The sequence below is a fragment of the Paenibacillus lautus genome, from assembly GCF_050482385.1.
In the GTDB taxonomy this organism is placed as follows: Bacteria; Bacillota; Bacilli; order Paenibacillales; family Paenibacillaceae; genus Paenibacillus_AQ; species Paenibacillus_AQ lautus_B.
Window position 1 is genome coordinate 209,317 of sequence record NZ_JBCNHV010000005.1, and the last position, 24,448, is coordinate 233,764.

Genomic DNA, 24,448 nt, shown 5'->3' on the forward strand with positions numbered 1-24,448 from the left:
CTAACCCATTTATAACGGAACCGGTTCCAAAGAGGGTTAAAAATAATGAACTCAGCTCCAATACCAAGCAAAAGCAGTATTGGAACCGGTTCCGTTTTTTTCAGTATAAAATACCTAATTTAGATTGTCAACGCTTTCCCGATGAATCATATCGCAATTCATGACCGTCAGGAAATCCACAGGCTCGTCGTTGACCAGCTTTATGATATGCTGAGCGGCGAGGTGGCCCGCTTGGGAATATCCATATTTAACCGTTGTCAATCCGGGATGAATTACCTCGGTAACGTCGTATCCGCCAAATCCGGTAACGGAGAGTTCGTTGGGGATCTGGATGCCCTTCATATGAGCCGCTTTCATAACACCTAACGCGATGTTGTCGGTAGCGCAGACCATTGCAGTTGGCAGCGTTCGGTTCAACTCAAAAATGGACAATGCGGTCTTTACACCATCCGACATCTTAAACCCACTCTCATAGAGAACCGCCTCCACCTCGTCATACTCGCTTAACGCCTTCAGAAACCCTTCCTTCCGCTGAACTCCGACAGCAACGTCTTTTTCCGTCACGCCGATATAAGCTATATGACGGTGTCCCATGGACAGCACATATCGGCCCATGTCATAACCTGCGGCATAGTCGTTATATATCATGCTGTGGACATCCTTATGCTGTTGTCCGAGCAGGATGACTGGGATGCCGATCTCTTTAATCGCTGCAAGATGCGTTTCCGTCACCTGAGTGGCGAATAAAATAATGCCAGAAATTTTTTGTCTGGCGAGATCATACAGCGCTTCAATCTCCCTGGATAAGTCCTGGCTTGCATTAATAATGAGAAGTTGATAACCGTGTTTTCTTAATTCTTCATCCATGCCGGCAACGGTCTGTGATGCTGAGAATGAATCCAGACGCGGCACAATGGTACCGATCATGCTGGTTTTTTTCGCTTTCAAGCTCTGTGCAAACGAATTCGGAATATAACCGGTTTCCTGAATGACCAGCTCTATCTTACGGCGTGTTGCATTACTGACAGAACCTCCGTTTAAGAAACGGGAGACCGTGCTTTTGGCAACTCCGGCTTTTTTGGCAATATCTGCAATCGTGTTCTTCATTCGGTGCTCCCGGGAGCCACTTGCGGCGCTGCAACGAACAGATTATCGTCCACAGCTCCTTGTTGGGCAGCACAACTGGAAATGAGTTGTTTGTCCATGAATCTCTCCCCTTCGATTTTGCTTTTTCCTAACTATACCATGACGTCCAGCGATCCGTGAAATGCAGACTCCAAGCCTATCATTACTGGAGCCATATCTCTTCCATGTTCCACACTCTTTCATGAAATGAAGCGATTCGAAGGGGATTATTCATGGGCGCCCTCTTAATTCATATGCAAATAGTCTGTGGCTGTCCCTTAGCCTTGCACGGTTCGCTCAGCCGATTCGACGGTATGCTTCAGCAATGTAGCAATCGTAACGGGGCCTACACCGGCAGGTACCGGTGTAATCGCAGATGCCACCTTCGCGCAGGCTTCATAATCGCAGTCGCCGATATTTCCTTTATTGTAGCCGGCATCCAAAACAACGGCACCCGGCTTGATCCAGTCCCCTTGTATGAAATTAGGTTTGCCTACGGCCGCAACTACGATATCTCCCTGAGACACAATCTCCCCGAGGTTCTTCGTTCTCGAGTGGCAGATCGTAACGGTAGCATTGCGATTGAGCAGCATCATCGATACCGGCTTGCCCAGAATCGGACTGCGTCCGACCACCACGGCATGCTTCCCTTCGATCGGCAGGTCATAATAATCCATAATCGCAATAATCGCAGCAGGCGTACAAGACGGGTAATCGGCAAAATCAAACGCATTTTGCGAGAAACCTAGCGTGGTTACTCCATCCACGTCTTTTTTAATGTCAATGGCATCAAAAGCCGCCCGTTCATCGATATGATGCGGTACCGGATGCTGCAGCAGAATACCGTGGACATTCGGATCCTCGTTCAGCTCTTGAATCGCGGCAATCAGCTCCTCTGTCGTTGTCGATGTCTCCAGCACCACTTTTCTGGATATGATGCCAAGCCGCTCGCAAGCATTTCCCTTCATCCGCACATAGGTCGCTGAAGCAGGATCATCCCCAACCAAAATCGTTGCCAGACAAGGCGTTATCCCATGCAACTTCAATTCCTGTACCTTTACAGCCAGCTTGGCCTTGATATCGTCGGATACCTTTTTTCCATCTAAAATTACGGGTTCCTTCCTCATGCTAATCCGCTCCTTCGCCATTGTATTAAAAACATAAAGAGGCAAGGCGACTGATCGTCTCCTTACCTCTTGCCCAGGCGTACGGCATATGATCCTATGTGCTCCCTCTTGGTACCCCAAGCTACGCCAGTAACACATAGATAACTTTTTTTAAATATACCACGACTTTGGACATCGCGCTACCGAGTATGAAGCTGACCGCTTTAGATCGCAATCTCTTTGATTCATTTGCTGGAATCACATATGATTCTGATTAGTCCCTCGGATAATTCACTTCCATAATGTCCATAAAAGGAACCTTCGTAATGACGCCATTCTGTTTCATATGTACCTTCCCTGTTCGGGAGTCCATTTGATCGATTTGTCCGCGGACCGCCTCTTCCCATCCCCAGACCGTCAGCACGATAACCGATTCCTCCTGGTAAGCTTCCGTAAGCTGATTTCCGAGCTCTTCCAGTACAAACTCATCTCTAGTGGGTCTCTTTGGAACCTTTGCTTTTGCCATAACCTTGTCCTCCTGATTGATGTTGCTCATGCGTCAGCATTACATTCTGAAATACGATAAAGCTATCATCGAAACTATAAATTGGGAATCTTCTTCCTATTCTTCCTATTATACAACAAATACAAAGTAGGCGCTCTGGACTTGAATTGATTTAACCAGCCGAAGCGATACACTACAGATTTTCTTTTTTTGAACTTTCCATGACAAAAATCCCCTTTGAGTAAACTGTAGCGCTCTTCTACAGCACTGTCTACGCAAAGGGGATTATATTCTAAAAAACCTGTAAAGCCACTCAAGTGGCCACTTATATATTCGTAAACATTACGATTAATTCCAATCAAAAAAATATAGCCTTACAGTGATAGCTCTTCGATGGCCATCCAAGGCAGCGGATTGTTAAACGTCGACCAATCCAGCTGCATTTCCTGATCGGTCAACAGACAATCGTCCAGCTCCTGCTCGATTAGTGACTGTTCCATCCCAATCCCGATCATCACGAGTTCGGTCATCCGATCCCCCCAGACGCCATCCCATTTTCGCTGCACATCCGGCTCACTTTGAATCAGCTCCTGCTGCTCCTGCTCGGTTAAAGCAGCCACCCAATATCCAGCTGGCCCGAACTGAATCGAAGGACCCGCTTGACTTAGACTTGCCGCAACATCCTCAAGCACAGCCAGCCAAGCGATCCCTTTCGCGCGTACGACCTCTTCCGGCCAATAACTCATGAATGCTGCCAGCCGCTCCGGATGAAACGGTCTTCTTCTCCGATAAACAAAAGAGCTGATGCCGTACTCATCCGTTTCTGGCACATGCTCTTCCTTCTGAAGCTCCTGAATCCAGCCTGGGGCCTGACTGGCCTTCTCAAAATCGAATAGACCGGTATTCAGAATTTCCGCAGGTGCGACTTGTCCTTTCACGGTACGTATGATTTTGGCGCTTGGCTGAAGCTTATGAAGTATACCTTCCACCTTGGCCAATTCGTCTTCGCTTACCAGATCACATTTGTTCAACAGCAGCACATCACAGGTCTCAACCTGGTCGATCAACAGATCCACGACTTCCCGCGTATCCTCTTCGCCCAGCGCTTCCTTCCGATCGAGCAGGCTTTGGCCCGAAGAGAAGTCTTTCCAGAATCGGTTCGCGTCCACAACCGTCACCATGCAATCCAGCCGGGCAAGGTCGGACAGCTGTACGCCGGATACCTCATCCGGATAGACAAAGGTCTGCGCAACGGGCACGGGCTCGCTGATACCCGTAGATTCAATGAGAATATAGTCAAAACGGTTTTCTTGTGCTAGCTTCTGAACTTCCTGCACCAGGTCTTCCCGGAGGGTGCAGCAGATGCAGCCATTGGACATTTCGACCAGCTTCTCATCCGTTCGGGACAGGCTCCCTTCCCCTCGAACCAAATCCGCGTCAATATTCACCTCGCTCATGTCGTTCACAATGACCGCAACCTTCAATCCATCGCGATTATGAAGCACATGATTCAGCACGGTCGTTTTGCCTGATCCGAGGTAACCACTGAGAACAGTAACCGGAATCTTATTGTTGTTATTCATCTACTGAACTTCCTCCATTCATTAATCGTAATTATTACGATTTATACGGTATGATGATATATCTCCTTCAGCGAATTGTCAATCCTTCCGCGCAGAAAATGATCCGGCCAGCAAAATAAACCTCCGGCACTTAGGTACCGGAGATTTATTTCCTCACCATTTTCAATTATCCTGGTAGCCCATTTTCTTATGGTCAAGTGTCACTAATCGTTTGTATACATAATATGAATTATCTCAAGACGAAAAGGAGAAATTCGATGAATCAACAAAACTATAACCTTCAAGAAACTCAACAAAGAGAACCTGAGCCTTATCATCATGGTCATCATCATGGTCACGGTCATGAGCATCACCCCCATCTTCATCCATATAGTTATCCATCAGGCCATCATATGATCCATCATCATCACCATCACCACTATCACCATCACTACCAAATGAGGAGAGAAGAAGAGCAGTATTAATAATTAATAACGAAAAACGTAAGGCGAGAAGATTTACGCCACGGTTGTATGTCGCATTCATGCAGCCGTGCGTGTCATTCTCGCCTTTTCTATCCTTACATAGTATTACGGTAAAACGACCATGGATGCGCAACATACCGCTAAACCACTCTCAAATTGTGCTCACCTTATGGTCAAATTATGTTCAGTTGCTTACCCATTAAGGAAGGTAAGATTCGTTTCATAATATTCCTTTACAAGAATATTCCCATTATGGTATATTGTAACCGACCGTTGGTTAATCTTTACAAATAAAGGAGGGCAAGAGATGAGCCAAGAAGTAGTTTCGTTCATCGAAAACCTTAGTTTGCCTTGGCAAGTAGACGTCAGCAAAAAGCTTCGACACATGGTCCAAGAAGCAATTCCGGAGGTAGAAGAACGGATTCAGTACAAAAAGCCACATTTTCTAAAGAACGGGCAGTATGCAGCTGTAATTTCACCATCAAAAGATGCAATCGCCTTTATGATCATGAACACAACAAATCTAGAAATCCCCAAAAATTTCGATGGTCCTCCCGAACGAAAATGGCTTAAAATTCGAAAAGATGATACACCAGACTATGAACTGCTAGCAAAACTATTAGTTCAAGCATCAAGTTCGTTGTAATAACAAGATCGGGGGTAAGGTCATATGAAACAGACAACATTGAACGCACTAGCCGAACCTAACCGATTGCAGATTGTCGAACTATTACGAGACGGTCCCTTAACTGTCAATCAGGTTGCTGATCGTCTTAAAATCCGGCAACCACAGACTTCCAAACATTTAAAGATATTGCATGAAGCAGGAATGGTAGAAGTTCAGGCGGAGGCGAATCGACGAATATATAGACTACGACCTGAACCGCTTCAAGAGATGGACGAATGGTTGGATTCGTTCCGCAGCATGTGGGAAAAGCGCTTTGATCAACTTGAGGATTATTTAGACAAGTTACAAAAGAATGGGTAGCAGCCGCAACCTTTCATATTAGGAGGAATTCAAATGACCGAGCAAAGCAAAAGTGGCTTACTTCTAACCCGCGTTTTCAATGCCCCTCGAGAACTGGTTTTTAAAGTTTGGACGGATCCAGAACACTTCGGTAAATGGTGGGGGCCTCAAGGGTTTTCACTAGATGTTATTAGAATGGATGTACGTCCAGGTGGTATGTTCTTAGGTTGTCAGAAGTCGCCAGATGGTACCCAGGCCATGTGGGGTAAATTTGTATATCAAGAAGTAATAGTTCCTGAGAAACTGGTATTTATCCAATCATTCTCTGATGAAAAAGGTAACACTGTTCGTGCACCTTTTAACGCAAACTGGCCACTTGAAATTATGAATATCATCACACTTGAAGAAACCGATGGAAAAACTACTCTGACTATGCAGGGTGGCCCTGTCAACGCAACTGCAGAAGAACAAGCAGCTTTTGATGATATGGCTCCAATGGTGAAACAGGGATTTGGCGGTACATTTGATCAACTCGATGAATACCTTGAGAGCCAGCAATAAATACATTGGATCAAGGAAGCTCAAACCAGCGAAGGCGAACCAACAGGTTCGCCTTTTTATTCTTCAGAGCTCAGCATCATCGCGCTCGACTTGCCCATACATTCATAACCATTGTTCAAAAAAAATTACTACTTCTGTGCGACTGCTTGCTCCTTTGCCTGTTCATTCTCTTTATTCTCAGGCAACTCGCCGTCTTTCCAGATAACCTGTTCGCCGTAATCTTTTCCCCAATCGTACATCAATTTCAAGATCGGCATAAGACTCTCCCCGTAGGGCGTGAGCGAGTATTCGACTCGAGGCGGAACCTCGGGATAAACCACACGATGAACGAGCTGATCTTCCTCCAGTTCACGAAGCTGGTTGGTCAGCATTTTTTGCGTGATATGAGGGATCATCCGATTCAGCTCACCGAAGCGTTTAACGCCCTCCAAGCCAAGATGCCATAGGATGATCAGTTTCCATTTGCCGCCGATGACCGCCAGGGTTAACTCCTTATGGCAGTTTATTTCCTTCAGATTAATTCGCTGCTTGACCTCGTTTGCCATAATGCATCACCCCTTCTTGCCCTATAGTATACAACGGGTGCGGGCATATCATCAAAACGGCATCTTTACCCAGACCTTGGCCTATTATTCCAAATTGGCATGCAGCCCAAACATATTTTCCGAGTGAAGTTCCCTCATCTCCATCAATCTCAAGATGACGGCATCCAAAACGATCAGCATCGTTTGCTCAAATAATGAAGCCATCGGTTGAACGGTGACGAGAGTATCCTGATTCTGCTCCTTCGTTGTGCCCGGAAGCTGAACCATGGCATCCGACAGCTTACCGATACTCGATTCGGGTCTCACGGTTACGACCGCAACGGCGGACCCGATTTCTTTGGCTTTCCGAGCCATGGATACCAATCCTTGCGTTTCGCCGGAGCCTGAACCGATAAGAAGCAGATCACGCGCTCCGATGGCCGGAGTTACCGTATCGCCCACGATATGAACCTTATACCCCATCTGCATTAACCGCATGGCAAAAGCTCGGATCATTAGACCAGATCTGCCGCCACCCGCTAAGAAAATGGCGTCGGATTGCACGATCCGTGCAATCAACTCCTCGATCTGGCCAGCATCCACCTGCTGTACGGATTCCGATAACTCCTTGACAATGACGGATGCATGTTGAAAGATGTTATGACTCATGGTGATTTATGCCTGCTTCACAAGTTCGTTCATTTGAGCCGCTGTGGCCTTCTTGTCGGTTTGGCTTGTAATTCCGCCGCCGACGATGACGAGATCTGGATTCGCCTGAATCACCTCAGGGAGCGTCTCCATTTTAATTCCGCCCGCAACGGCAGTTTTGGCTTGTTTCACGACACGTTTGATCGCCGCCAATTCCTCGAATGAGTTTTTGCCTTCCGCCTGGTGGTCGTAGCCGGAATGAACGCAGATGTAATCCACGCCGAAAGCATCAATCTCCTGTGCCCTGCCTTCAATGTCCTTTACATTGATCATATCCACCATCACTTGCTTACCTTGCTTGAGGGCTTCCGCTACCGCGCCTTTGATCGTGGAATCGTCGGATACGCCAAGCACCGTAATGATATCCGCACCGGCTTCGGATGCCTTCATCACTTCATAACCGCCGGCATCCATAATTTTAAGGTCGGCCAGCACGCGCAGATGCGGGAACGCCTCTTTAATCGCTTTGACGGCATGAAGCCCTTCGTTAATGACAACCGGCGTGCCAATCTCCACGATATCGATAAACTCGGCTACCTCCGCCACGACTTCTTTTGCTTCCGGAATATTCACCAAATCCAATGCCAATTGAAGTTCCATATTGTCAATCTCTCCTTATGAGTGTATTGGTTAATGACTACACGATCATTGTAGAATAAACAGTTTACTTTACGGAAGTACGTACTTATAAGTGAGATACTTACGTGGAGGTAAGTAATACGAGGGATAAGGGGTTATGGACTCCGTTTAATTAGCAATGGATACTGTCTCCAACAAGCTGGTAAAAAACAATTAAGCCTGTTTGTTCACTTTCGACTGACATCTGGCTATGGTTTAATATAGTTGTCAGGCCGGACAAAATGATTGGAAAGGAGGCTGAACGAATTGATTCAGAATATGGAGGTGGCATCCGCATAAGCGGGTGTCACGTTTAGGGGAGCCCCATATAGGGCTCCCCTTCATTTGCAATCCTATAAAATTGGAGGCAACGCGATGTCACATTTACGTCAACCAGCCGTTATCGTCGTTACTGGGGTCATGGCCTCTGGTAAGTCGTCGATAGCTCAGCTTCTAGCGGAGAAGTTTGAACGAGGAGTCCATTTGCGAGGGGACTCGTTTCGGAAAATGATAGTCAGGGGCAGAGAAGAAATGCTTCCGGATGCTTCCCTTGAGGCGGAGAGGCAGCTTGCATTACGGTATCGGCTATCCGCCTCCACTGCCAGAACCTATGCTGAAGCCGGTTTTCATGTCGTTCTGCAGGATGTCATTCTCGGCCCGGCGCTGCACCAAATAACCGAAATGCTAAACGGCCTTCCGGTTTTCGTCGTTGTGCTAAACCCATCCGAGAATGCCATTAGCGCCCGAGAGCAGATACGTGACAAAAAAGGCTACGGGGTATGGACCATCCACGAGTTGAACCGGCGGTTGACTGACGAAACGCCAAGGATCGGCCTGTGGTTGGATACCTCCGATTTTTCTCCTGAGGAGACCATTGAAGAGATTTGGAAACGGATTTGGGATGAGGGGAAAATCCGTTAACATATACCCGGTATCATTCATGACAAGACTTCCTGGTAAAAAACAATTAAGCCTGTTTATTCACTTCTATCCCGCCTCCGGCTGTGGTTAAATATAGTTGTCCGGCTGGACCAAATGATCGGAAAGGAGGCTGAACGAATTGATTCAGAATATGGAGGTGGCATCCGCATAAGCGGGTGTCACGTTTAGGGGAGCCCCATATAAGGCTCCCCTTCATTTCAGTTTACTCGTAAATGACGGCTTTGATCTCGTCGCTATCGATATTGTTTTTGTCATACCAGTAAAATCCCGTATCGATCTGCGGTTCGACCTTCTCCCCTTTGATGGCCGCCACAGCGGCTTTTACCGTCTCATATCCGATGCCGACCGGATTTTGCGTGATGGCTCCCGCCATCGTTCCGTTCTTGATCGCGTCAATCTGCGCTTTTCCGGAATCGAAACCGACAACGATAATCTGACCTTCCTTCTTCATCTCCGTTACCGCATTAATGACGCCGACCGCTGAGCCTTCATTCGCGCCGAATATCCCTTTCAAATCCGGATGCGCCTGCATCATCGCTTTGGCCAGGTCCGTCGACTTCAGGTGGTCCCCGCCTCCGTACTGGATGTCAACGATTTCGATATTCGGATACTTCTCTTCGATCTGCTTCTTGAAGCCGTCGCGGCGGCTAACCCCGGTTACGCTGGTCTGGTCATGGACCACCATCGCAATTTTGCCTTCATTCCCGATGAGCTCCGCCATTTTATCCGCCGCAAGCGCGGATGCAGCCATATTGTCCGTTGATGCGGTCGTTACCGGAATGTCGCTTTCCACGCCAGAATCGAAGGCGATGACAGGGATGTTGTTTTCCTGGGCTTTTTTCAAATAGGGAATGGAGGCCTGGCTATCCAGTGCCGCAAAGCCGATCGCGCTTGGCTTCTTATCGAAAGCAGCCTGCAGCATTTCGATCTGCTTATCCACTTGAGATTCCGTCTCCGGTCCTTCAAAGGTAATCCGTACGCCAAGCTCTTCTCCAGCTTGCTCGGCACCGGCTTTTACCGCCTGCCAGAACTGGTGCTGAAAGCCTTTGGAAATGATCGGAATGTAGATTTCCCCTTCGGCTGCCGAACCGGAACCAGAGCCGGATCCGCCCTCGTTTGGACTGTCGGTCCCAGCAGCGTTCTTGCCCGATGAACCGCAAGCCGCCAGCATACTTGCAGTCAGCATGAGAATCAGAGCCAATACGGAAAGCTTTTTCATAATCTCAATCTCCCCTTGTTTATCAAAATAGTACATCTATAGAACTTCCATCCAAGGAAGCTTCTAACCCGTTAACATTCGGCTAACTCAGCGCGGAACGCAGCTCTAACCAAGGGCTTACGCTTTGCGTCTGCGCAAAATATCCGCATACACCGCGAGTATGATAACGAACCCTACGACAACGGTTTGCCACTCCTGCGGCACGGACAGAATGCGTAATCCATTCGTCAGCACGCTCATGATCAAAGCGCCGATAACCGTCCCGATGATGGTCCCCTTCCCTCCGCTGAGCGAAGTGCCTCCGATCACGACCGCCGCGATGGCCTCCAGCTCATACCCGGCACCCAGCGCTGGATTGGCCGAGTTCAGCCTCGATGCCATCATGACGCCGGCCAAGCCGGTAAAGGCGCCGGTTAGGGTGTAGATGACGATTTTCCAGAAGCTCACATGGACACCGGACAATCGGGTCGCCTCTTCGTTGCTGCCCAGGGCAAAGTTATACCGCCCAATGATGGTCTTCGATAAGATGAGGTAGCCCACAACCGCCGCAATGAAGAAAATAACGACCGCGTTCGGAATATCGAGGCCCGGTATCAGCCAGCCAAGTACGCTGCCTTGTGACACCTCGGCAAAGTTTTCGGCTTCGTTAAAATAGACCGGCTTGGCTCCGGAGATAATCAGTGCCAGTCCTTTGGCGATCATCATCATGGCCAGCGTAGCGATAAAAGGCGGGATCTTCATTTTCGCTACCGCCGTCCCGGACAGAAGCCCGCACAGGGCGCCCGTCAATATGCCGCCAAGGATGCCGACCGGAACCGGTAATCCCCAGAAGGTTATGCATACGCCGGTCATAACGCCGCTCAGGGTCATGACCGTCCCGACCGACAGATCAATACCGCCGGTAATGATGACAAAGGTAGATCCCAAGGCCAGCACGCCGATTACCGCGGTCGAGAGAAGAATGCCCACAATATTGGAGAACTGAAAGAAATTGCTGGATGAGAACGTAAAGAATAGAATGAGAACGACCAAGCTGGCTAGGGCCAGCACTTGCTGAAGCGCGCCCGATTTGATTTGAATGTTCATCTGCTTGTTCCTCCTGACATGTATGGATAACGGCCTACATTCTTGCTGTAGCCAGATGCATAATGCTTTCTTGGGTCGCCTCTGCTTGATCCAGCTCGCCCGTAATCCGGCCTTCACACATCACGAGAACCCGATGACTCATCCGAAGGATTTCAGGGAGCTCCGAGGAGATCATGATGATCGATTTGCCCTGTGCCGTAAGATCGTTCAGCAAGCGATAGATTTCGCTCTTGGCTCCTACATCGATCCCTCGCGTAGGCTCGTCGAAGATCAGGATGTCGCAATCCCGCGTCAGCCATTTGCCAATGACGACTTTCTGCTGATTGCCGCCGGAGAGGAACTTGACCTCCTGGTCGACATGCGGCGTTTTGACCTTCAATCGCGACACTATATCCTCCGCCTGCTCGCGAATCCTGGCTGTATTCATCCAGCCTCCGAGTCGTAGGAAGCTGCCGTATGAGGCGATAGCCACATTGCTCTTCACATCCAGATCGACAATGCATCCAAAGCGCTTGCGATCCTCGGATAAATAACCGATCCCTTGGCGTACCGCATCGTGCGGGCCCTTGATCGTTATTTTGCGACCATGAACGTGGATCTCACCGGATTGAATGCGATCGGCACCGAAGATCGCTCGGGCAAGCTCGGTTCGCCCCGCTCCAACCAGGCCTGCAATGCCAAGGATTTCTCCCTTTTTCAGCGTGAAGTTAATGTCCTTTAATGTTCGACCTTGATTCAGTCCTTTAACCTGCAATACCGTCTCACGTACATCTGCGCTCCTCTCTGGCTTCGAGGTCTCGTAGATTTGCCGGCCAACCATTTTGGAAATAATGTCCTGGGTGGTGACCTCATCCGTTAATACCGTATCGATGTACTGTCCGTCACGCATGACCGTAATGCGATCCGTAATTCGCTTGATCTCATCCATCCGATGAGAAATGTAAACGATTCCAACTCCGCCTTCTCGAAGCTGGTGAATGATGCGGAACAAATCCTCAATCTCGGCTTCGCTTAAAGCCGCCGTAGGCTCATCCATGACCAGCACGTCAGCGTTATAAGACAATGCCTTGGCAATCTCCACCATCTGCTGCTTGGCAACCGTTAGTTCCGAAACCTTGATGGATGGATCCATGTCCAGCCCCATCCGTTCGAACAGCTCATTCACCTGCTGGTGCAGCGCCTGCTCATCCAGAAACAATCGGAGCTTTCGCCGCGGCTCCCGTCCGATGAATATATTCTGGGCAACCGTCAGGTCAGGTGCCAAATTCAACTCCTGATGGATCATGCTGATCCCGGCATCTTGTGCCGCTTTCGGATTCGTTAACTCCACGGGCTGCCCTTTGTACCGAATCGTACCTTCGTCCTTCTGGTATACGCCGGTCAAAATTTTCATCATCGTTGACTTGCCGGCACCGTTCTCACCCATAAGCGCATGGACTTCACCGCGCAGCAGTTCGAATCGGCAGTTATTTAATGCAAGTACGCCCGGAAATTCCTTCGTAATTCCTTCCATCTGTATCAATACTTCGCTCAAAGCCCCTCACCTCTCCAGCTGGCACCTTTTATGAATCATTGTACAAATCGCTCCCTTGCGGAGGAATGGAATATTCTCTGATCGATGTTGAATAATCTATGATCTGTTAACAGGACCCCATATAGGAAGAAGCTACTCTTCCACAAAGGGAAAGAGCAGCTTCTGGTTCTCCTCGGTATACATATTGACTTTGGTGATAACAACGGAATCGGTGTACACGTTGCGTGACACCTTGTCGCCTTCGATGATGGATACGGCTGTTTTGATGCCCAAATAGCCGATATTGAAGGGTTTCTGAACAATGGTGGATTGAAGGACCCCCTCTTCGAGCAGCTTGACTTCCTTCACCGAGCTGTCGAATCCGACCAGCTTGACCTTGCCTGCGAGCCCCAATTCTCGAATCGCTCTGCCTGCCCCGACTGTAGAAGGCTCATTCAGGCCCACGATTCCATTCAGGTCATGCCTCTCCAGCAGCAGCTTCTTCGTGATTTCATAGGCTCTCTCCTCCTTGCCTTCGCTGTAGTAAGTGCCCACAATTTCCGTGCCACTGCGCGGCTCCAAAATACTTCGAACCCCTTGTTCCCTCTCGATCTGCGTCGAGGTACCCTGCACGAAACTGACGATAGCAACCTTGGCATGTGCCGGGAGTAATGAAGAGAGCTCTTTGCCTGCCTTCTGTCCGGCATTCACATTGTCGGTCGCGATCAAGCTCTGCGCATAATCACCATTAACGGCGGAATCAATCATAATAAGCGGGATGTGAGCCTTACGTATTGACTCTGCTAAGGGAACAAGACGGTTATAATCTCCGGCGGCCATGACAATCGCATCCGGCTTCTGTTTGATGGCTTCCTCCAGCAATTGAATCTGCAAGTCCACTTCGATTTCCTGGGTGGGTCCTACCACCGAGACATCCACGCCGAATTCACGAGAAGCCGTGTTCACCCCTTCAATCAGAACCCGCCAGAATTCAATTTCATCCAGTGCTTTAACACCCACGATGATCTTCTTGGCACCGGGCTCTTCCTTGGACCAATGAAAGGCGATATAACCCAGAATTAGTACCGGAATCAGCAGCAGTAAAATATATCGCAATCTCATGTACGACTTCAAGGCACATCTCCCTCTAAGCTCCGCCATTCATCCGGTTGAACAGCCGGAATAAGTACCTTTACGTTTGTCCCCGATCCGGGCTCGCTCGTATATTCAAGGCCATATTCCGCTCCAAAATATAACTGAATCCGCTGGTGGACATTCGCAATCCCAACGCTGTTTCTCGATGGGTTGCCTTCTTTGGACGTTAGCAGAGTCTCAACCTTGGACTGATCCATGCCGATACCGTCATCCTTGACTTGAAACTCGATCCGGTTATCTTGAAGCTTCCCCGTAATCGTCACCGTTCCCAGACCTTCCTTGTTCTTGATGCCATGATAAATGGCATTCTCCACCAGCGGCTGCAGCAGCACCTTCAATGTCAGATATGGGTAAAGTTCGCGATCGATATCCAGGGCAAAACGGATTTTGTCCTGGTACCGCATTTGTTGTATTTTTAAATAATTCGTTATATGTTCCACCTCGGTAGCAATCGGTATCATCTCCCTCCCTTTGCTGAGCGAAGCTCGAAACAACCTTGCTAAAGCCGATGTCATCAGAATCACTTCATCATGCTTCTTGCTTTCAGCCATCCATATGATGGAATCCAGCGTATTATAGAGAAAATGAGGATTGATTTGGGCTTGCAGGGAATTCAGCTCGCTTTTCCTCTTAATCTCTTGTTCTACCACGATTTGAACCATTAATTCTTTGATCTTCAGCACCATTACATTGAAGCTGCGGGCCAGGCCGGAGATTTCCCTGGAATGCCCTACGGGAACCCGGATATCGAAATTTCCCTTCTCCACTTCCATCATTTTTTCTTGGAGCTTCTTGATGGGACGCGTCAGGTTCCGGGAGATGACAACGGAGAACAGCACGCCCACGCCAAGACATAACAACCCCGCTATGGCAAAAGAAAGCTGCATCTGCTTCTTATTGTCCACCAGCTCATTCTCGTAAAAAACGCCAACGATTTTCCAGCCGAAATCCGTATCCTTGATGCTGTATATCCGGCTTGCCCCGCCCTCCTTCACGACAAATCCCCCTTGCTTATCCGAAAGCACCTGTTCTAATCTCTCCGTCTTCAAATTGCTGTAAAGCAGCTGCTGCTGCGGGTGATACACAATCCGGCCTTGACGGTCAATCACAAACACGTAACCCCGGTTCCCCAGATCCAGCTTGCTGAGCATATCGTTAATCACCTTGAAGTTAAGATCGATCAACAGAATGCCGAGCCCGTTAGAAGGATTCACGCCGCTGAGCTCGCGGCTAAGTGATACGACCCAGCGGTACTCTCCCTTGATGACCGGCTGTACATGTGACGAGGAGATCACCGTCTGTCCCTTATTTTCCTTCGCCTGCCGATACCAGGGCTGCTCCGATATCACAATATGGGGATTCAGTTCGGCGTCCGCCCGATCCGAGATAAAGGTGTCGCCGGCTCCAAACATATTAATCGACGCAATATCTTTGCGCGAAACCCGAATCGAATGAAAATATTCCGGTATCTTCGCTTTCAATATGGCCAGTTCCGCAGGCTGCAGTTCATCGATCGAAGCCAGATATTCCCTCACGTTCGGATTGTTCATCGCTGCGAGCGAGATGTCCTTCATGCCCGTAATGTAGGTTTGGATATTCGCATTGACTTGGTTGATCAGCTCAGAGGTATAACTCTCCGCCGTTTCACGCACAGCCGACTCGGACAGCCGGTAGGAGATAACGATCAGCAGCAGCGCCGTAAACAATACCAGCATCACAAAGGAGCTGGCAATGCGGGACTGAATGCTTTTGATTCGCTGCGGTGCCTTCATGGCCTTACCTCGTCTGACGTCATTTTATTTCGGTACTCGGTCGGGGTATCCCCGGTATGTTTCTTAAACAGCACGCTAAAGTATTGAGGATCCTGATAACCAGTCTTTGCCGCAATTTCATAGGTTTTCATCGAGGAATGCTTCAGCAGTTCCTTTGCTTTTTCCATACGGACTTCCGTTACGTATTCAACGAAGGTTCTCCCGGTATGAGTTTTAAACAGGGCGCTGAAGTAACTCGTGCTCATGAAGATCCGGCTGCACACGGTCTTAATCGATAACTCCGGATCCTCGTAATGTCGCTGGATGAAATCGACCGCCTCCAGCATCTGGGAGCGGGTCAAGTCCTTTCTCGTCTTGGCAACTTCCCTTAACGCCTGCTCGCACACCTCGTTTAACCAACCCTCGATCTCATCCAAGGACCGAAAAGAATGTAGATCGGATAGCAGCCTTTTCTCTTTGCCGATCAACTCGTTCTCATTGCAGCCGATTTCCATCAATGTTTGAAGCACGGCAAGCATGACCCGAACGACTCGCACATAACAGAGCTCGATCGAAATCGAAGCGCTTCCAAGTTCGCTGATCAACCGCCGGATGCACGCCTTCACTTCAGAATCCGTACCGGCCCGGATCGCGGAGATTAGCGCTGACTCGGTTTCGATCCCAACCAGGAGAGGAACATCCCCCCGCTTTTCAAGATCCGTGATATGCACCACCCGATCGCGGCCGATCAGGAGCCGATATTCCAATGCAGCTTCCGAAGCCCTGCAGGAATAACGGATATCCTGAAACTCGCGGCAAATCGTTCCGATGCCGAGCGTGACCGTGAATTTCATGAACTGCTTTGTAGATTCGCGAATTTCCTCCGCTAGCTCCTGCGCCCGAGCGTGCAGCTCCTCCTCGTCGGAGCCCGACAGGATGGTCATAACTTTGTTCTCTTTATACCTAAAAATAGCTATACCGGGCTCACCCTCCAATATCTCCTGCATGATATTGTATAAAGCAAAAGCATACAGCTCATTATCGACATGCTGTTCATCGGGATGAAGCTCATCCATATCCGCTGCCATCGCGATATAAAGCGGCCCCGGAAGCGGAATATCAAAATATGACAGCTTGCTCTCGATCTCGGATCGCTTCATCGGCGATGACGCCAGTCGTTCAAGAAATCGTTCCTTAAGCAGGACCAAGCTCTCATTCAACTGATATTTGAGCCTCTTCAAGTGCTCCGTACGTCCGTGTTCCTCATCCATTTCCAGCTTGAGTTTATCAAGCATCTCCCTTAACTCCGCTGAAGTAACCGGTTTCAAAATGAAATCCGTGACCTGCAGCTTCACCGCCTGCTGGGCATATTCGAAATCGTCAAACCCGGTCAGGATGATGATCTTCGTCTTGGGAAAACGTTCCGTGATCTGGCGTGACAATTCCAAGCCATCCATGTACGGCATGTTGATGTCCGTTAACACCACATCAGGTTGTTGGCGGGTGACCGTCTCCAATGCATCCCTGCCGTTCTCACAATCTCCGATGCATTCAAAGCCATGATCCGCCCACTGAATCCGGTTTCGGATCCCTTCCCTTACAATCGGTTCGTCGTCCACAATAAGAATCGTATACAATCGAAGCCTCCCCCGTTCATAAGCAAATCCCATCTGCTTAGGTTCTATCGTGTTACGAGGTGAATATACAGGAAAAGCCCTTTGGCAGGCAACTGCCAAAGGGCTCCATGACTTCATATTTATTTGCGGGTGTTCATCCATGTAATGAAATTGTTCACCACAATATCGAGGAAACCGATCGTCGGCTCATGAATCAGCTTGCCGGACTCATCTATCTTCTCGTGCACTGCGCCGATGTATACTTCATTGTTCGGAAGCAGCGGCGAAGTAATGCCGACAGAAAACAGAATATCCCGGAGATGCTCTTGAGCGCGAACCGTTCCAAGCTGTCCCATCGACGCCCCCATAATCCATGAAGGCTTCCCGTTCATAACCTTATCAACGCGCGATAACCAATCAAGCGCGTTCTTGAGCACGCCCGGTATGGAGTAATTATACTCCGGCGTGATCCACAATACCGCATCGGCGGCAGCAATCCGCTCTTTGAAATCCTTGACGACCGCAGGAGGGTCCAGCTCAATGTCTTGATCGTAAAACGGAAGATCACGAAGCCCCAAGATTTCAAACGTGATTTGATCCGAGTAGCGCTGCTTCAAATATTCCGCCAGTTTCATATTGTACGACTCTTTTCTAATGCTTCCTACAACGATTGCGACTTTCATGATACCCTCCAGTTCTGTGCCCTCTTAGCACATTACATTCTATTGTTGACAACTAACTTTAGCCTAACACCATATTTTACCAATGTCAAAATATTGTTTGTCCTACTTCATCAACGAAAGCAGCTTACACACATCGCGCTCCATGCCTTCTCTATGTTCAGGCGGCACATATTGGAGCAGAGCCAGTGCCGCATAAGGCACTTTGATGGCATGCGGATCTTCATACCGTTTACTCCAATAGGCCGAATCCGTAATCGAAGCTTTTTCAGGTGCCTGAACCCCCTGTTTCGCAAGCGCTTGTGGCTTTAAACGGTTGAGTTTCATTTGCAGCCGATGATTGCTTTGACCAAGCTTAGCAAGCTGGGCATAACCGAGCCGTTCCAGCTCAATCAATGCGTGGGCGTGGGTAATGCCATGCTCAAGCTCACCTGCAAAAAAGTAGTACTTCCCTTCAACGTGTTGATCCGGCAGCACATGATCCAACTCGGATAAGGCACGACTGGCCAGATCGGATGCATTCCGGTACGGCGGTATTTCCGAGAGTGAGATTTCCGATCGATCCAGCTTCGTATAATCATCGATTTCGTAATACCTAGCAAGCTTGTGTTCAACTGCTGCATCCTCCATCAGCTTGAGTAAGCCTCGCACGATAGATGGCGTCAGTAAATCCGGACGGTCCCGCAATGCTTTCAGTCCCAAGACGGCCAGGGTTACACCATGTCCGGAAGTGCTCAGAGTCGTCAGGTTAGGCAGCAGTCTTTCTATCAATTGATTCATTAATTCAGGCTGTGCAGGCTCAGGAGGATAGGGTTCGAACCAATCTTCATGCTGACTACGCAAATGCTGGCAATTGGCAGCCAACCCCTGCAGTACATCTTGCGGCAGATCAAACTCCTTCTGCATGTAATAAGCTGCCAGATATGCTCCGCCAACATGTCCTTCAAACCAGCCAACCTCGCCGCCTCGGCTCAAGGCTGTAAGACCATCCTCCAAATACCGGTCACTAAAGACTGAATTCACCTCCTTCCCTTCGATTGCACTCGGCAGATTCAGCCTTGCTGCAATGTCATTGGGGAAGCTCGTGATCTTCAAGCGGATGCTGTAACCATACATTCTAAAATGTAAACCATCCTCGTTATCCGAAACCATCATCCGCCGATTCAGAGTGGAACGAACCCGGTCCAGAAAGCGTTCGTCCGTTACTCCGTAAGTTATCTCCAAGGATGGTGCCAGCGCATACATCGAAATCGGAATCCATTTGCGCTTTGTTGATACAACAACGGAATGAGCCGTTCCTCCAATGGCAAATGCGAATTGCTCCGACTCCTTGGCGATCGTTAACCCGAGCGTCCGCTTCATCCACAATCTTGCGGCTACCGGATCCTCCACAGGCAATCCCACCTCCCGCAAGTACAGGATGCCATAGATACCGTTCGGCGTCAGTACCCCTTCCTTCAAATCATCATGCGCTATAAACTCCAGCAAGTTTCCATCGCCATCCTTGAAGTACACGTTCACGCCGGAATCAAATCGCTCAACCACTTCACCACCAGGCCATTTCAACAAAGGTACCTGCTCTGCGAGCTTCTGTATTATGGATTCAAATTGGGAATAAGGCACTTCAAACGCAATATGAGCAGGAGCTATAGGTTCATAAGCTTCTTCAAAAGCGAGCGTGAAATCCGGTGTAGGCTGAAATACGATCTCAGCCTCGCTTTCGCTTGCAATCGGGAAATGAAGTATCCCGTGGTAAAATTGTTTCACGCCCTGAATGGATACCGTCTTTAATTTCAGTCCGGCAAAATGAGTGATCATGAGGTTTCAACCTCCTCTTTAAGGCTGACCTTCTTGACCAGCTCCATAAAGATGGATAGCGCCTCTTTAGCCCGATAATCCAGTACAATCGTGCCTTCTGCCGCTTCGGATTCGTAAATGGTCCGCTGTGAACCGCCAATGGAGATCCATTCCGGACTATTAATCCCGTGCAGATTGCGTATGGTAGCCTGCATTTGCTGCAGTGAACTCACGCCGACCGCCCCTCCTGCTGAACTTACCGATAAAACCGGTTTACCTGAGAAATGCATCTGTCCCAAATGATCCAAAGCGTTCTTCAGGACTCCGCTCATCCCTCCGTGGTACTCTGGTGTCGTCAAAATAATGCCATCCGCCTCCATTAACAGACGCTGCAGCTCGCGCACGCCATCATGACGATTGAATATCTCGTCTGGTGAATAGAACGGGAGCGGTGTTTCATACAGGTTAAACAGCTTCACTTCTACGAACAACGTATTCATTTGCGCTTCGAGGGCTTTGGCCAGAACGGTACTTGTTGCTTCCTTGCGATTACTGCCAGCTATAATCACGATCTTCATGGTACTGCCTCCCTTATTGGTATTGAATGTTTTGTTATGTCCATTGTAGAGGAGGCAAGCCATGGAAATCGTCAACATTTAGAGTGATATTACGAGCAAAAGCTCTCATGCCTTCGGCTGAGAGCTTCCACAACTATAGTCTTAGATTTGATCGTTATGTACGCCAAATACAGCAATCCTTATACGATTCCATGCTTGAGCGCATAAATGGCCGCCTGTGTTCGGTCGGCAACCCCCAGCTTATCGAGCAGATGGCTGACATGGGTTTTAACCGTCTTCTCGGTGATGTAAAGCGCTTCGCTGATTTCCCTGTTGTTCATGCCCGATGCAATCAGCTGCAGTACCTCCTGCTCCCGGCGGGTAAGTTTATCCAACTGCGCTGCCTGTTCCTGATGGCCGGACCCGCTGGTCTCATCTGCTCCCGCCGGGGATGTAACATGCGTCATGAGCAGGCCTGCCGCATCCGGATGCAGTTCAACTTGGCCTTCATACACGCGCCTGATCGCAGCCACCAGATCCTCCGGCTCTATATCCTTAAGAAGATAGCCGCGTGCGCCTGCCCGAATGGCTGGCAGAACATGGTCATAATCAATAAACGAGGTCAGCACGATGACTTTAATGTGAGGCTGTTCCTTTTTTAACCGTGCAGTCGTATCAATTCCATTGAGGATTGGCATATTCAGATCCATTAATACGACATCGGGATTTAGATGTTTGGCCGTCTCCAACGTCTCCTCGCCATTCGCGGCTTCACCAACCATCTCGATATCCGGCTGCGTAGCCAGAAAAACCTGCAATCCCCGGCGTACCATGGCATGATCATCAGCGATCATCAATCGGATCATCCGTTATCCCCCCCTTCTCTGTTGATCTCACCCTTAAGGGCATCGAAACCTCAATGATGGTTCCCTCTCTGTACACACTGTATAGACGGAATTGTCCTCCGAGCGATTCGGCTCGTTCCCGCATGCTCGACAACCCAATCGAATGCCGCGTCAGCTCGTTCAATCGTTGCTTGGTAATCCCGCGGCCATGATCTTCGATCCGAAGTTCAACTTCATTTTCCTGTAGAGTTAATACTACCGTTACTACCTTCGTATCCGCATGCTTGCTCACATTATTCAGCGCCTCCTGACCGATCCTCCACAAGGCTTCTTCCACGATCCGGGGCAGGTCCTGTATCCCGCTGATATGCGAACTTACGTGAAGCTTCAAACGTTCGCCGTATTGTTTAAGACCTGTCATAAGCCCTTCCTCAAGTCCGGGAGGGCGAAGCTGCATGATCAGTTCCCGCATTTCCTTAAGGGCGCTTTGCGATAAGAACTGTATATCATGGATGGTGTCCTGCAGCATGCTTTTCCGCTCATGCGGCTCCGCGGCAAGCATTCCACCCACCCCCTTGGACATCATGACTAACGAGAACAGGGATTGACTTACCGAGTCGTGCAGGTCTCGGGCGAGACGATTTCGTTCATCCATTCTTGCGAGCTCCCGCCGGTTCTCCTCCAGACGGATGCGCTGCAGGGTCATGCCGATATGTTCAGCCAGTGCCTCGAGCACCTCCATATCCGCCCGGTACGCACCCCCGTAATGATCGTAGCCTACCAAAAGCAGTCCAAAAGAGGTGTCTCCGGCAGCCACCAGAGGAACCGCAACCGCTCGAGTGATGGAGGATATCCATCCCTGTTCAGCCAATAGATCCGCAAGCCGCTGCGCTTCTTCGGTACTGACCGTATCCGCAGAAACCTTTCCCTTGCCAGAACGGGTTCGTGCGGTTTCAACGAGCTTGAATTTGGCATGGGGCAGCGTCGTCTGCCCTCCGCTGTATAGGGCACGCAGTGTCATTTCGTTGCCGATTGGTTCCAACAATGCGGCAACCGGCCAATCAAAGTAATGGCCCATTAAACTCATGACTTGCTTCGTTAATTCGGCCCGGTTAACCGCTTGGGAAGCATAAGCACCGAGAGCGCTGCTATATTCCCCAAGCCGGGCAAATAAATCCGCGCGGCGCTGCTCGGCTGCGTACAGTCGCATGCGCTCAATGGCGCTGCCAATTTGGTAAGCTACCGATTCCAGCAGTGCCAGTTCCTCTTTGGTAAAATGCAGCTTCCCGGGTGCAGCCACATTCAGTACACCGAACCTGCGGCTGCCGGATCGCAGCGGAACGGTTGCATGATGGGTTATGCCCTTCGTATCGCCCCACTGATACCGAACGGCGTTATCCAGACGTTTGCAATTCAAAATGTTCACTGCATTTTTCAGACGTCCGTCATCGTAACGCTCCAGGCACCAGCAGCTGCCGCATCTCATGGGTTCGTTATCGTTCCGGCTCAGGGCAGGCGGCAAATTCCGGCTGGCAACGAATTCATGCGCTCCCCGATCTTCCACCAGGAACAGCCAACCGGTCATAAGTCCCGTTAGCTCCAGCAGCTTGGCAATAACAACATCCAGCATGGGAGCAAGCTCATTGGACTCGTTCAACGTTTCTGCGATCGTCTTCAGCGTAATTAACTCCTGAATATGCGGATCGTGATTGGACATACACGAAAGCTCCTTCTTTTTTTTGCATTCTGAAGTAACTATATTATATAATCCTGTCACACACCATCAAAATCCCTTATGAGCCCTTCGGGCTTTTCTCAGATCATTCACCCCATGAATTTTGGTAAAAAACAATTAATATCGTTTTATCTCTTGCAAATTTCCACCTACATATGGCTTAATATAGAAGTCGGGGCCGACGAAATGAGCTGAAAGGAGGCTGATTGCAATGATTCAGATCCGTGAGGTGGTATTCGCGTAAAGCGAATATCCGTTAAATGGGAGCCCGCTGCGGGCTCCCTATATCTATTTTTAAATCCAAAAATCCAAAAATCCAAAAAAACCAATATCACGAAAGGAGGAGGGCAAGCATGATCAATGCAATTGTTTTGAAACTCAGCGATAGCTTAAATATGTATACAGAAAGAGGAGGGCATCGATGGGCCATTACAAGAACGGAAGAGAAGTGCTTCCCCCCGAGCTGCTGCAGCAAATTCAACAGTATATAGATGGAGAATTACTCTACATACCGAAACAGAGCGAGCAAAGAGCCGGCTGGGGAGAGTTAAGCGGTTCCAAACAACGCATCGAAAGTCGAAATAAAGAAATGTATCGCGCTTACTGCAAAGGACGGTCCATTGAGGAATTGGAACGGACCTACTTCCTGTCTGGAGAAAGCGTACGCAAGATCATAAGTAAACTTACCCGCGTAGGGACCTGAACCGATGAGATTTAACGGTCCGTACAAGGGTTAACATAGGACTGTTCCCCTGGGGCGCAGTCCTTTTCATTTTATTGAACACTACTACATAATAAAAAATGCCCGACTGTAGAGTCGGGCATTTTTTTATACTCTAGTGATCTTCACGCTTCTCCCCCGCGACATCCCAACGATGGCGAAATTTCTCCAAACGCGGGTGCAGGTACGGAGGCTCTGACAGGAGGATGAGCCTCAGCTTCACAATCCATTCCTCGAAAGAAGAAAAGGATGCAAACACATTGGCCATCTCAGGTGTCAGAATAAGAAAATGGGGACTTTCGTATTTTTCTACCAGATGACGAAGCGCAGTATCGATCGGCGTGTATTTTTTCCGTTTCGACTCAAAAGGTTCAATCACAACCGATGATCCTTCATGCTCCTCTACCCATTCTTGAAGCTGTTTTTCCCGCTTATAATAAGGGCTTACCGGCTCCTTAAACATCCGCCTCGCCGTCTCTTCATGCAGCGGATACAACACCAATTTTACAAATGACCGTTCTTCTAATATGGCGGCAGCCTGATCCAAATCTTGCTGGACCTGCTCGAAGAGGTCGTAGAATATCAAGGTTCCTTTGGTTGTCGGCTTTGGGGGCTCGTAACCGTAAGGAACATGCTCCAAATTGCGCGGCATGATGGAACTTCACCTCTC

The 24,448-nt window shown here is 49.1% G+C and carries 25 protein-coding genes and 1 riboswitch; of the genes, 5 read left to right on the plus strand and 20 right to left on the minus strand.

Annotation, left to right across the window (positions count from 1 at the left end):
• Window positions 1-114: 114 nt before the first annotated feature.
• From ABEW73_RS08605 to ABEW73_RS08625, 5 genes are all read right to left on the minus strand, one after another.
• On the minus strand, window positions 115-1,107 hold the full coding sequence (locus ABEW73_RS08605) for a LacI family DNA-binding transcriptional regulator (protein ID WP_430164211.1): 993 nt from the start codon (window positions 1,105-1,107) through the stop codon (window positions 115-117).
• 296 nt (window positions 1,108-1,403) lie between these two features.
• Window positions 1,404-2,252 carry a bifunctional 5,10-methylenetetrahydrofolate dehydrogenase/5,10-methenyltetrahydrofolate cyclohydrolase gene (locus tag ABEW73_RS08610; protein ID WP_430164214.1) on the minus strand — a complete coding sequence of 283 codons (849 nt, stop codon included), beginning with the start codon at window positions 2,250-2,252 and terminating at the stop codon, window positions 1,404-1,406.
• Window positions 2,253-2,316: 64 nt separating this feature from the next.
• Window positions 2,317-2,396, minus strand: a riboswitch (ZMP/ZTP riboswitch).
• Between the two features lie 109 nt (window positions 2,397-2,505).
• Window positions 2,506-2,757, minus strand: coding sequence for a YolD-like family protein (locus ABEW73_RS08615; protein ID WP_090908448.1), 252 nt, complete (start codon window positions 2,755-2,757; stop codon window positions 2,506-2,508).
• A 353-nt stretch (window positions 2,758-3,110) separates the two neighbouring features.
• The gene (locus tag ABEW73_RS08620; RefSeq protein ID WP_430164217.1) at window positions 3,111-4,319 is read right to left on the minus strand and encodes a GTP-binding protein; all 1,209 of its coding nucleotides are present in this window, start codon (window positions 4,317-4,319) and stop codon (window positions 3,111-3,113) included.
• A gap of 234 nt (window positions 4,320-4,553) precedes the next feature.
• On the minus strand, window positions 4,554-4,919 hold the full coding sequence (locus ABEW73_RS08625) for a hypothetical protein (protein WP_430164220.1): 366 nt from the start codon (window positions 4,917-4,919) through the stop codon (window positions 4,554-4,556).
• Between the two features lie 171 nt (window positions 4,920-5,090).
• Here ABEW73_RS08625 and ABEW73_RS08630 point away from each other — a divergent pair, with 171 nt between their 5' ends.
• The 3 genes from ABEW73_RS08630 to ABEW73_RS08640 are packed head-to-tail and all read left to right on the plus strand — an operon-like array spanning window position 5,091 to window position 6,311.
• On the plus strand, window positions 5,091-5,429 hold the full coding sequence (locus ABEW73_RS08630) for a DUF1801 domain-containing protein (protein WP_430164222.1): 339 nt from the start codon (window positions 5,091-5,093) through the stop codon (window positions 5,427-5,429).
• A gap of 24 nt (window positions 5,430-5,453) precedes the next feature.
• Window positions 5,454-5,771: an ArsR/SmtB family transcription factor gene (locus ABEW73_RS08635; RefSeq protein WP_430164225.1), complete on the plus strand. Its 318-nt coding sequence runs from the start codon at window positions 5,454-5,456 to the stop codon at window positions 5,769-5,771.
• A gap of 33 nt (window positions 5,772-5,804) precedes the next feature.
• Window positions 5,805-6,311 (plus strand): SRPBCC family protein, encoded by a 507-nt coding sequence (locus ABEW73_RS08640; RefSeq protein ID WP_430164227.1) that lies wholly within the window; start codon window positions 5,805-5,807, stop codon window positions 6,309-6,311.
• Window positions 6,312-6,439: 128 nt separating this feature from the next.
• On the opposite strand, the gene ABEW73_RS08645 is transcribed toward ABEW73_RS08640, so the two are convergent.
• The 3 genes from ABEW73_RS08645 to hxlA form a co-directional block, all read right to left on the minus strand.
• Entirely contained in the window at window positions 6,440-6,856 is a 417-nt protein-coding gene (locus tag ABEW73_RS08645) for a winged helix-turn-helix transcriptional regulator (protein WP_430164230.1), read from the minus strand.
• Window positions 6,857-6,940: 84 nt separating this feature from the next.
• Window positions 6,941-7,504 carry a 6-phospho-3-hexuloisomerase gene (gene hxlB, locus ABEW73_RS08650; protein ID WP_430164232.1) on the minus strand — a complete coding sequence of 188 codons (564 nt, stop codon included), beginning with the start codon at window positions 7,502-7,504 and terminating at the stop codon, window positions 6,941-6,943.
• Window positions 7,505-7,510: 6 nt separating this feature from the next.
• Window positions 7,511-8,143: a 3-hexulose-6-phosphate synthase gene (gene hxlA / locus ABEW73_RS08655; protein WP_430164235.1), complete on the minus strand. Its 633-nt coding sequence runs from the start codon at window positions 8,141-8,143 to the stop codon at window positions 7,511-7,513.
• 393 nt (window positions 8,144-8,536) lie between these two features.
• Between hxlA and ABEW73_RS08660 the strand changes: the two genes are divergently transcribed.
• Window positions 8,537-9,082, plus strand: a complete 546-nt coding sequence (locus ABEW73_RS08660) for a phosphotransferase-like protein (RefSeq protein WP_430164238.1) — start codon at window positions 8,537-8,539, stop codon at window positions 9,080-9,082.
• Window positions 9,083-9,305: 223 nt separating this feature from the next.
• Here ABEW73_RS08660 and ABEW73_RS08665 read toward each other — a convergent pair whose 3' ends face one another.
• The 11 genes from ABEW73_RS08665 to ABEW73_RS08715 all read right to left on the minus strand — a co-directional run bounded on the left by ABEW73_RS08665 (window position 9,306) and on the right by ABEW73_RS08715 (window position 23,039).
• Window positions 9,306-10,322, minus strand: coding sequence for an ABC transporter substrate-binding protein (locus ABEW73_RS08665; RefSeq protein WP_430164241.1), 1,017 nt, complete (start codon window positions 10,320-10,322; stop codon window positions 9,306-9,308).
• Window positions 10,323-10,439: 117 nt separating this feature from the next.
• A complete protein-coding gene (locus ABEW73_RS08670) occupies window positions 10,440-11,408 on the minus strand; it encodes an ABC transporter permease (protein WP_430164244.1) in 969 nt (322 codons plus the stop codon).
• 34 nt (window positions 11,409-11,442) lie between these two features.
• Window positions 11,443-12,942: a sugar ABC transporter ATP-binding protein gene (locus tag ABEW73_RS08675; RefSeq protein WP_430164246.1), complete on the minus strand. Its 1,500-nt coding sequence runs from the start codon at window positions 12,940-12,942 to the stop codon at window positions 11,443-11,445.
• Window positions 12,943-13,074: 132 nt separating this feature from the next.
• Window positions 13,075-14,055 (minus strand): substrate-binding domain-containing protein, encoded by a 981-nt coding sequence (locus tag ABEW73_RS08680; RefSeq protein ID WP_430164249.1) that lies wholly within the window; start codon window positions 14,053-14,055, stop codon window positions 13,075-13,077.
• A complete protein-coding gene (locus ABEW73_RS08685) occupies window positions 14,052-15,848 on the minus strand; it encodes a cache domain-containing sensor histidine kinase (protein WP_430164252.1) in 1,797 nt (598 codons plus the stop codon). Before ABEW73_RS08685 ends, ABEW73_RS08680 begins: the two co-directional genes overlap by 4 nt.
• Entirely contained in the window at window positions 15,845-17,464 is a 1,620-nt protein-coding gene (locus tag ABEW73_RS08690) for a response regulator (protein WP_430164255.1), read from the minus strand. The genes ABEW73_RS08685 and ABEW73_RS08690 overlap by 4 nt, the downstream gene beginning before the upstream one ends.
• A 119-nt stretch (window positions 17,465-17,583) precedes the next feature.
• Window positions 17,584-18,126 carry an NADPH-dependent FMN reductase gene (locus ABEW73_RS08695; protein WP_430164258.1) on the minus strand — a complete coding sequence of 181 codons (543 nt, stop codon included), beginning with the start codon at window positions 18,124-18,126 and terminating at the stop codon, window positions 17,584-17,586.
• Between the two features lie 102 nt (window positions 18,127-18,228).
• Window positions 18,229-19,941, minus strand: coding sequence for a VOC family protein (locus ABEW73_RS08700; RefSeq protein WP_430164261.1), 1,713 nt, complete (start codon window positions 19,939-19,941; stop codon window positions 18,229-18,231).
• The gene (locus ABEW73_RS08705; RefSeq protein ID WP_430164264.1) at window positions 19,938-20,498 is read right to left on the minus strand and encodes an NADPH-dependent FMN reductase; all 561 of its coding nucleotides are present in this window, start codon (window positions 20,496-20,498) and stop codon (window positions 19,938-19,940) included. Before ABEW73_RS08705 ends, ABEW73_RS08700 begins: the two co-directional genes overlap by 4 nt.
• 179 nt (window positions 20,499-20,677) lie before the next feature.
• Complete coding sequence (locus tag ABEW73_RS08710; protein ID WP_430164267.1) at window positions 20,678-21,343, minus strand: response regulator; 666 nt, start codon at window positions 21,341-21,343, stop codon at window positions 20,678-20,680.
• Entirely contained in the window at window positions 21,321-23,039 is a 1,719-nt protein-coding gene (locus ABEW73_RS08715; RefSeq protein WP_430164270.1) for a GAF domain-containing sensor histidine kinase, read from the minus strand. The genes ABEW73_RS08710 and ABEW73_RS08715 overlap by 23 nt, the downstream gene beginning before the upstream one ends.
• A 439-nt stretch (window positions 23,040-23,478) precedes the next feature.
• Between ABEW73_RS08715 and ABEW73_RS08720 the strand changes: the two genes are divergently transcribed.
• The gene (locus ABEW73_RS08720) at window positions 23,479-23,760 is read left to right on the plus strand and encodes a CD3324 family protein (protein WP_006211013.1); all 282 of its coding nucleotides are present in this window, start codon (window positions 23,479-23,481) and stop codon (window positions 23,758-23,760) included.
• Between the two features lie 133 nt (window positions 23,761-23,893).
• Here the strand turns inward: ABEW73_RS08720 and ABEW73_RS08725 are convergent, their stop codons facing one another.
• Window positions 23,894-24,430, minus strand: a complete 537-nt coding sequence (locus ABEW73_RS08725; RefSeq protein WP_430164273.1) for a hypothetical protein — start codon at window positions 24,428-24,430, stop codon at window positions 23,894-23,896.
• Window positions 24,431-24,448 lie beyond the last annotated feature (18 nt).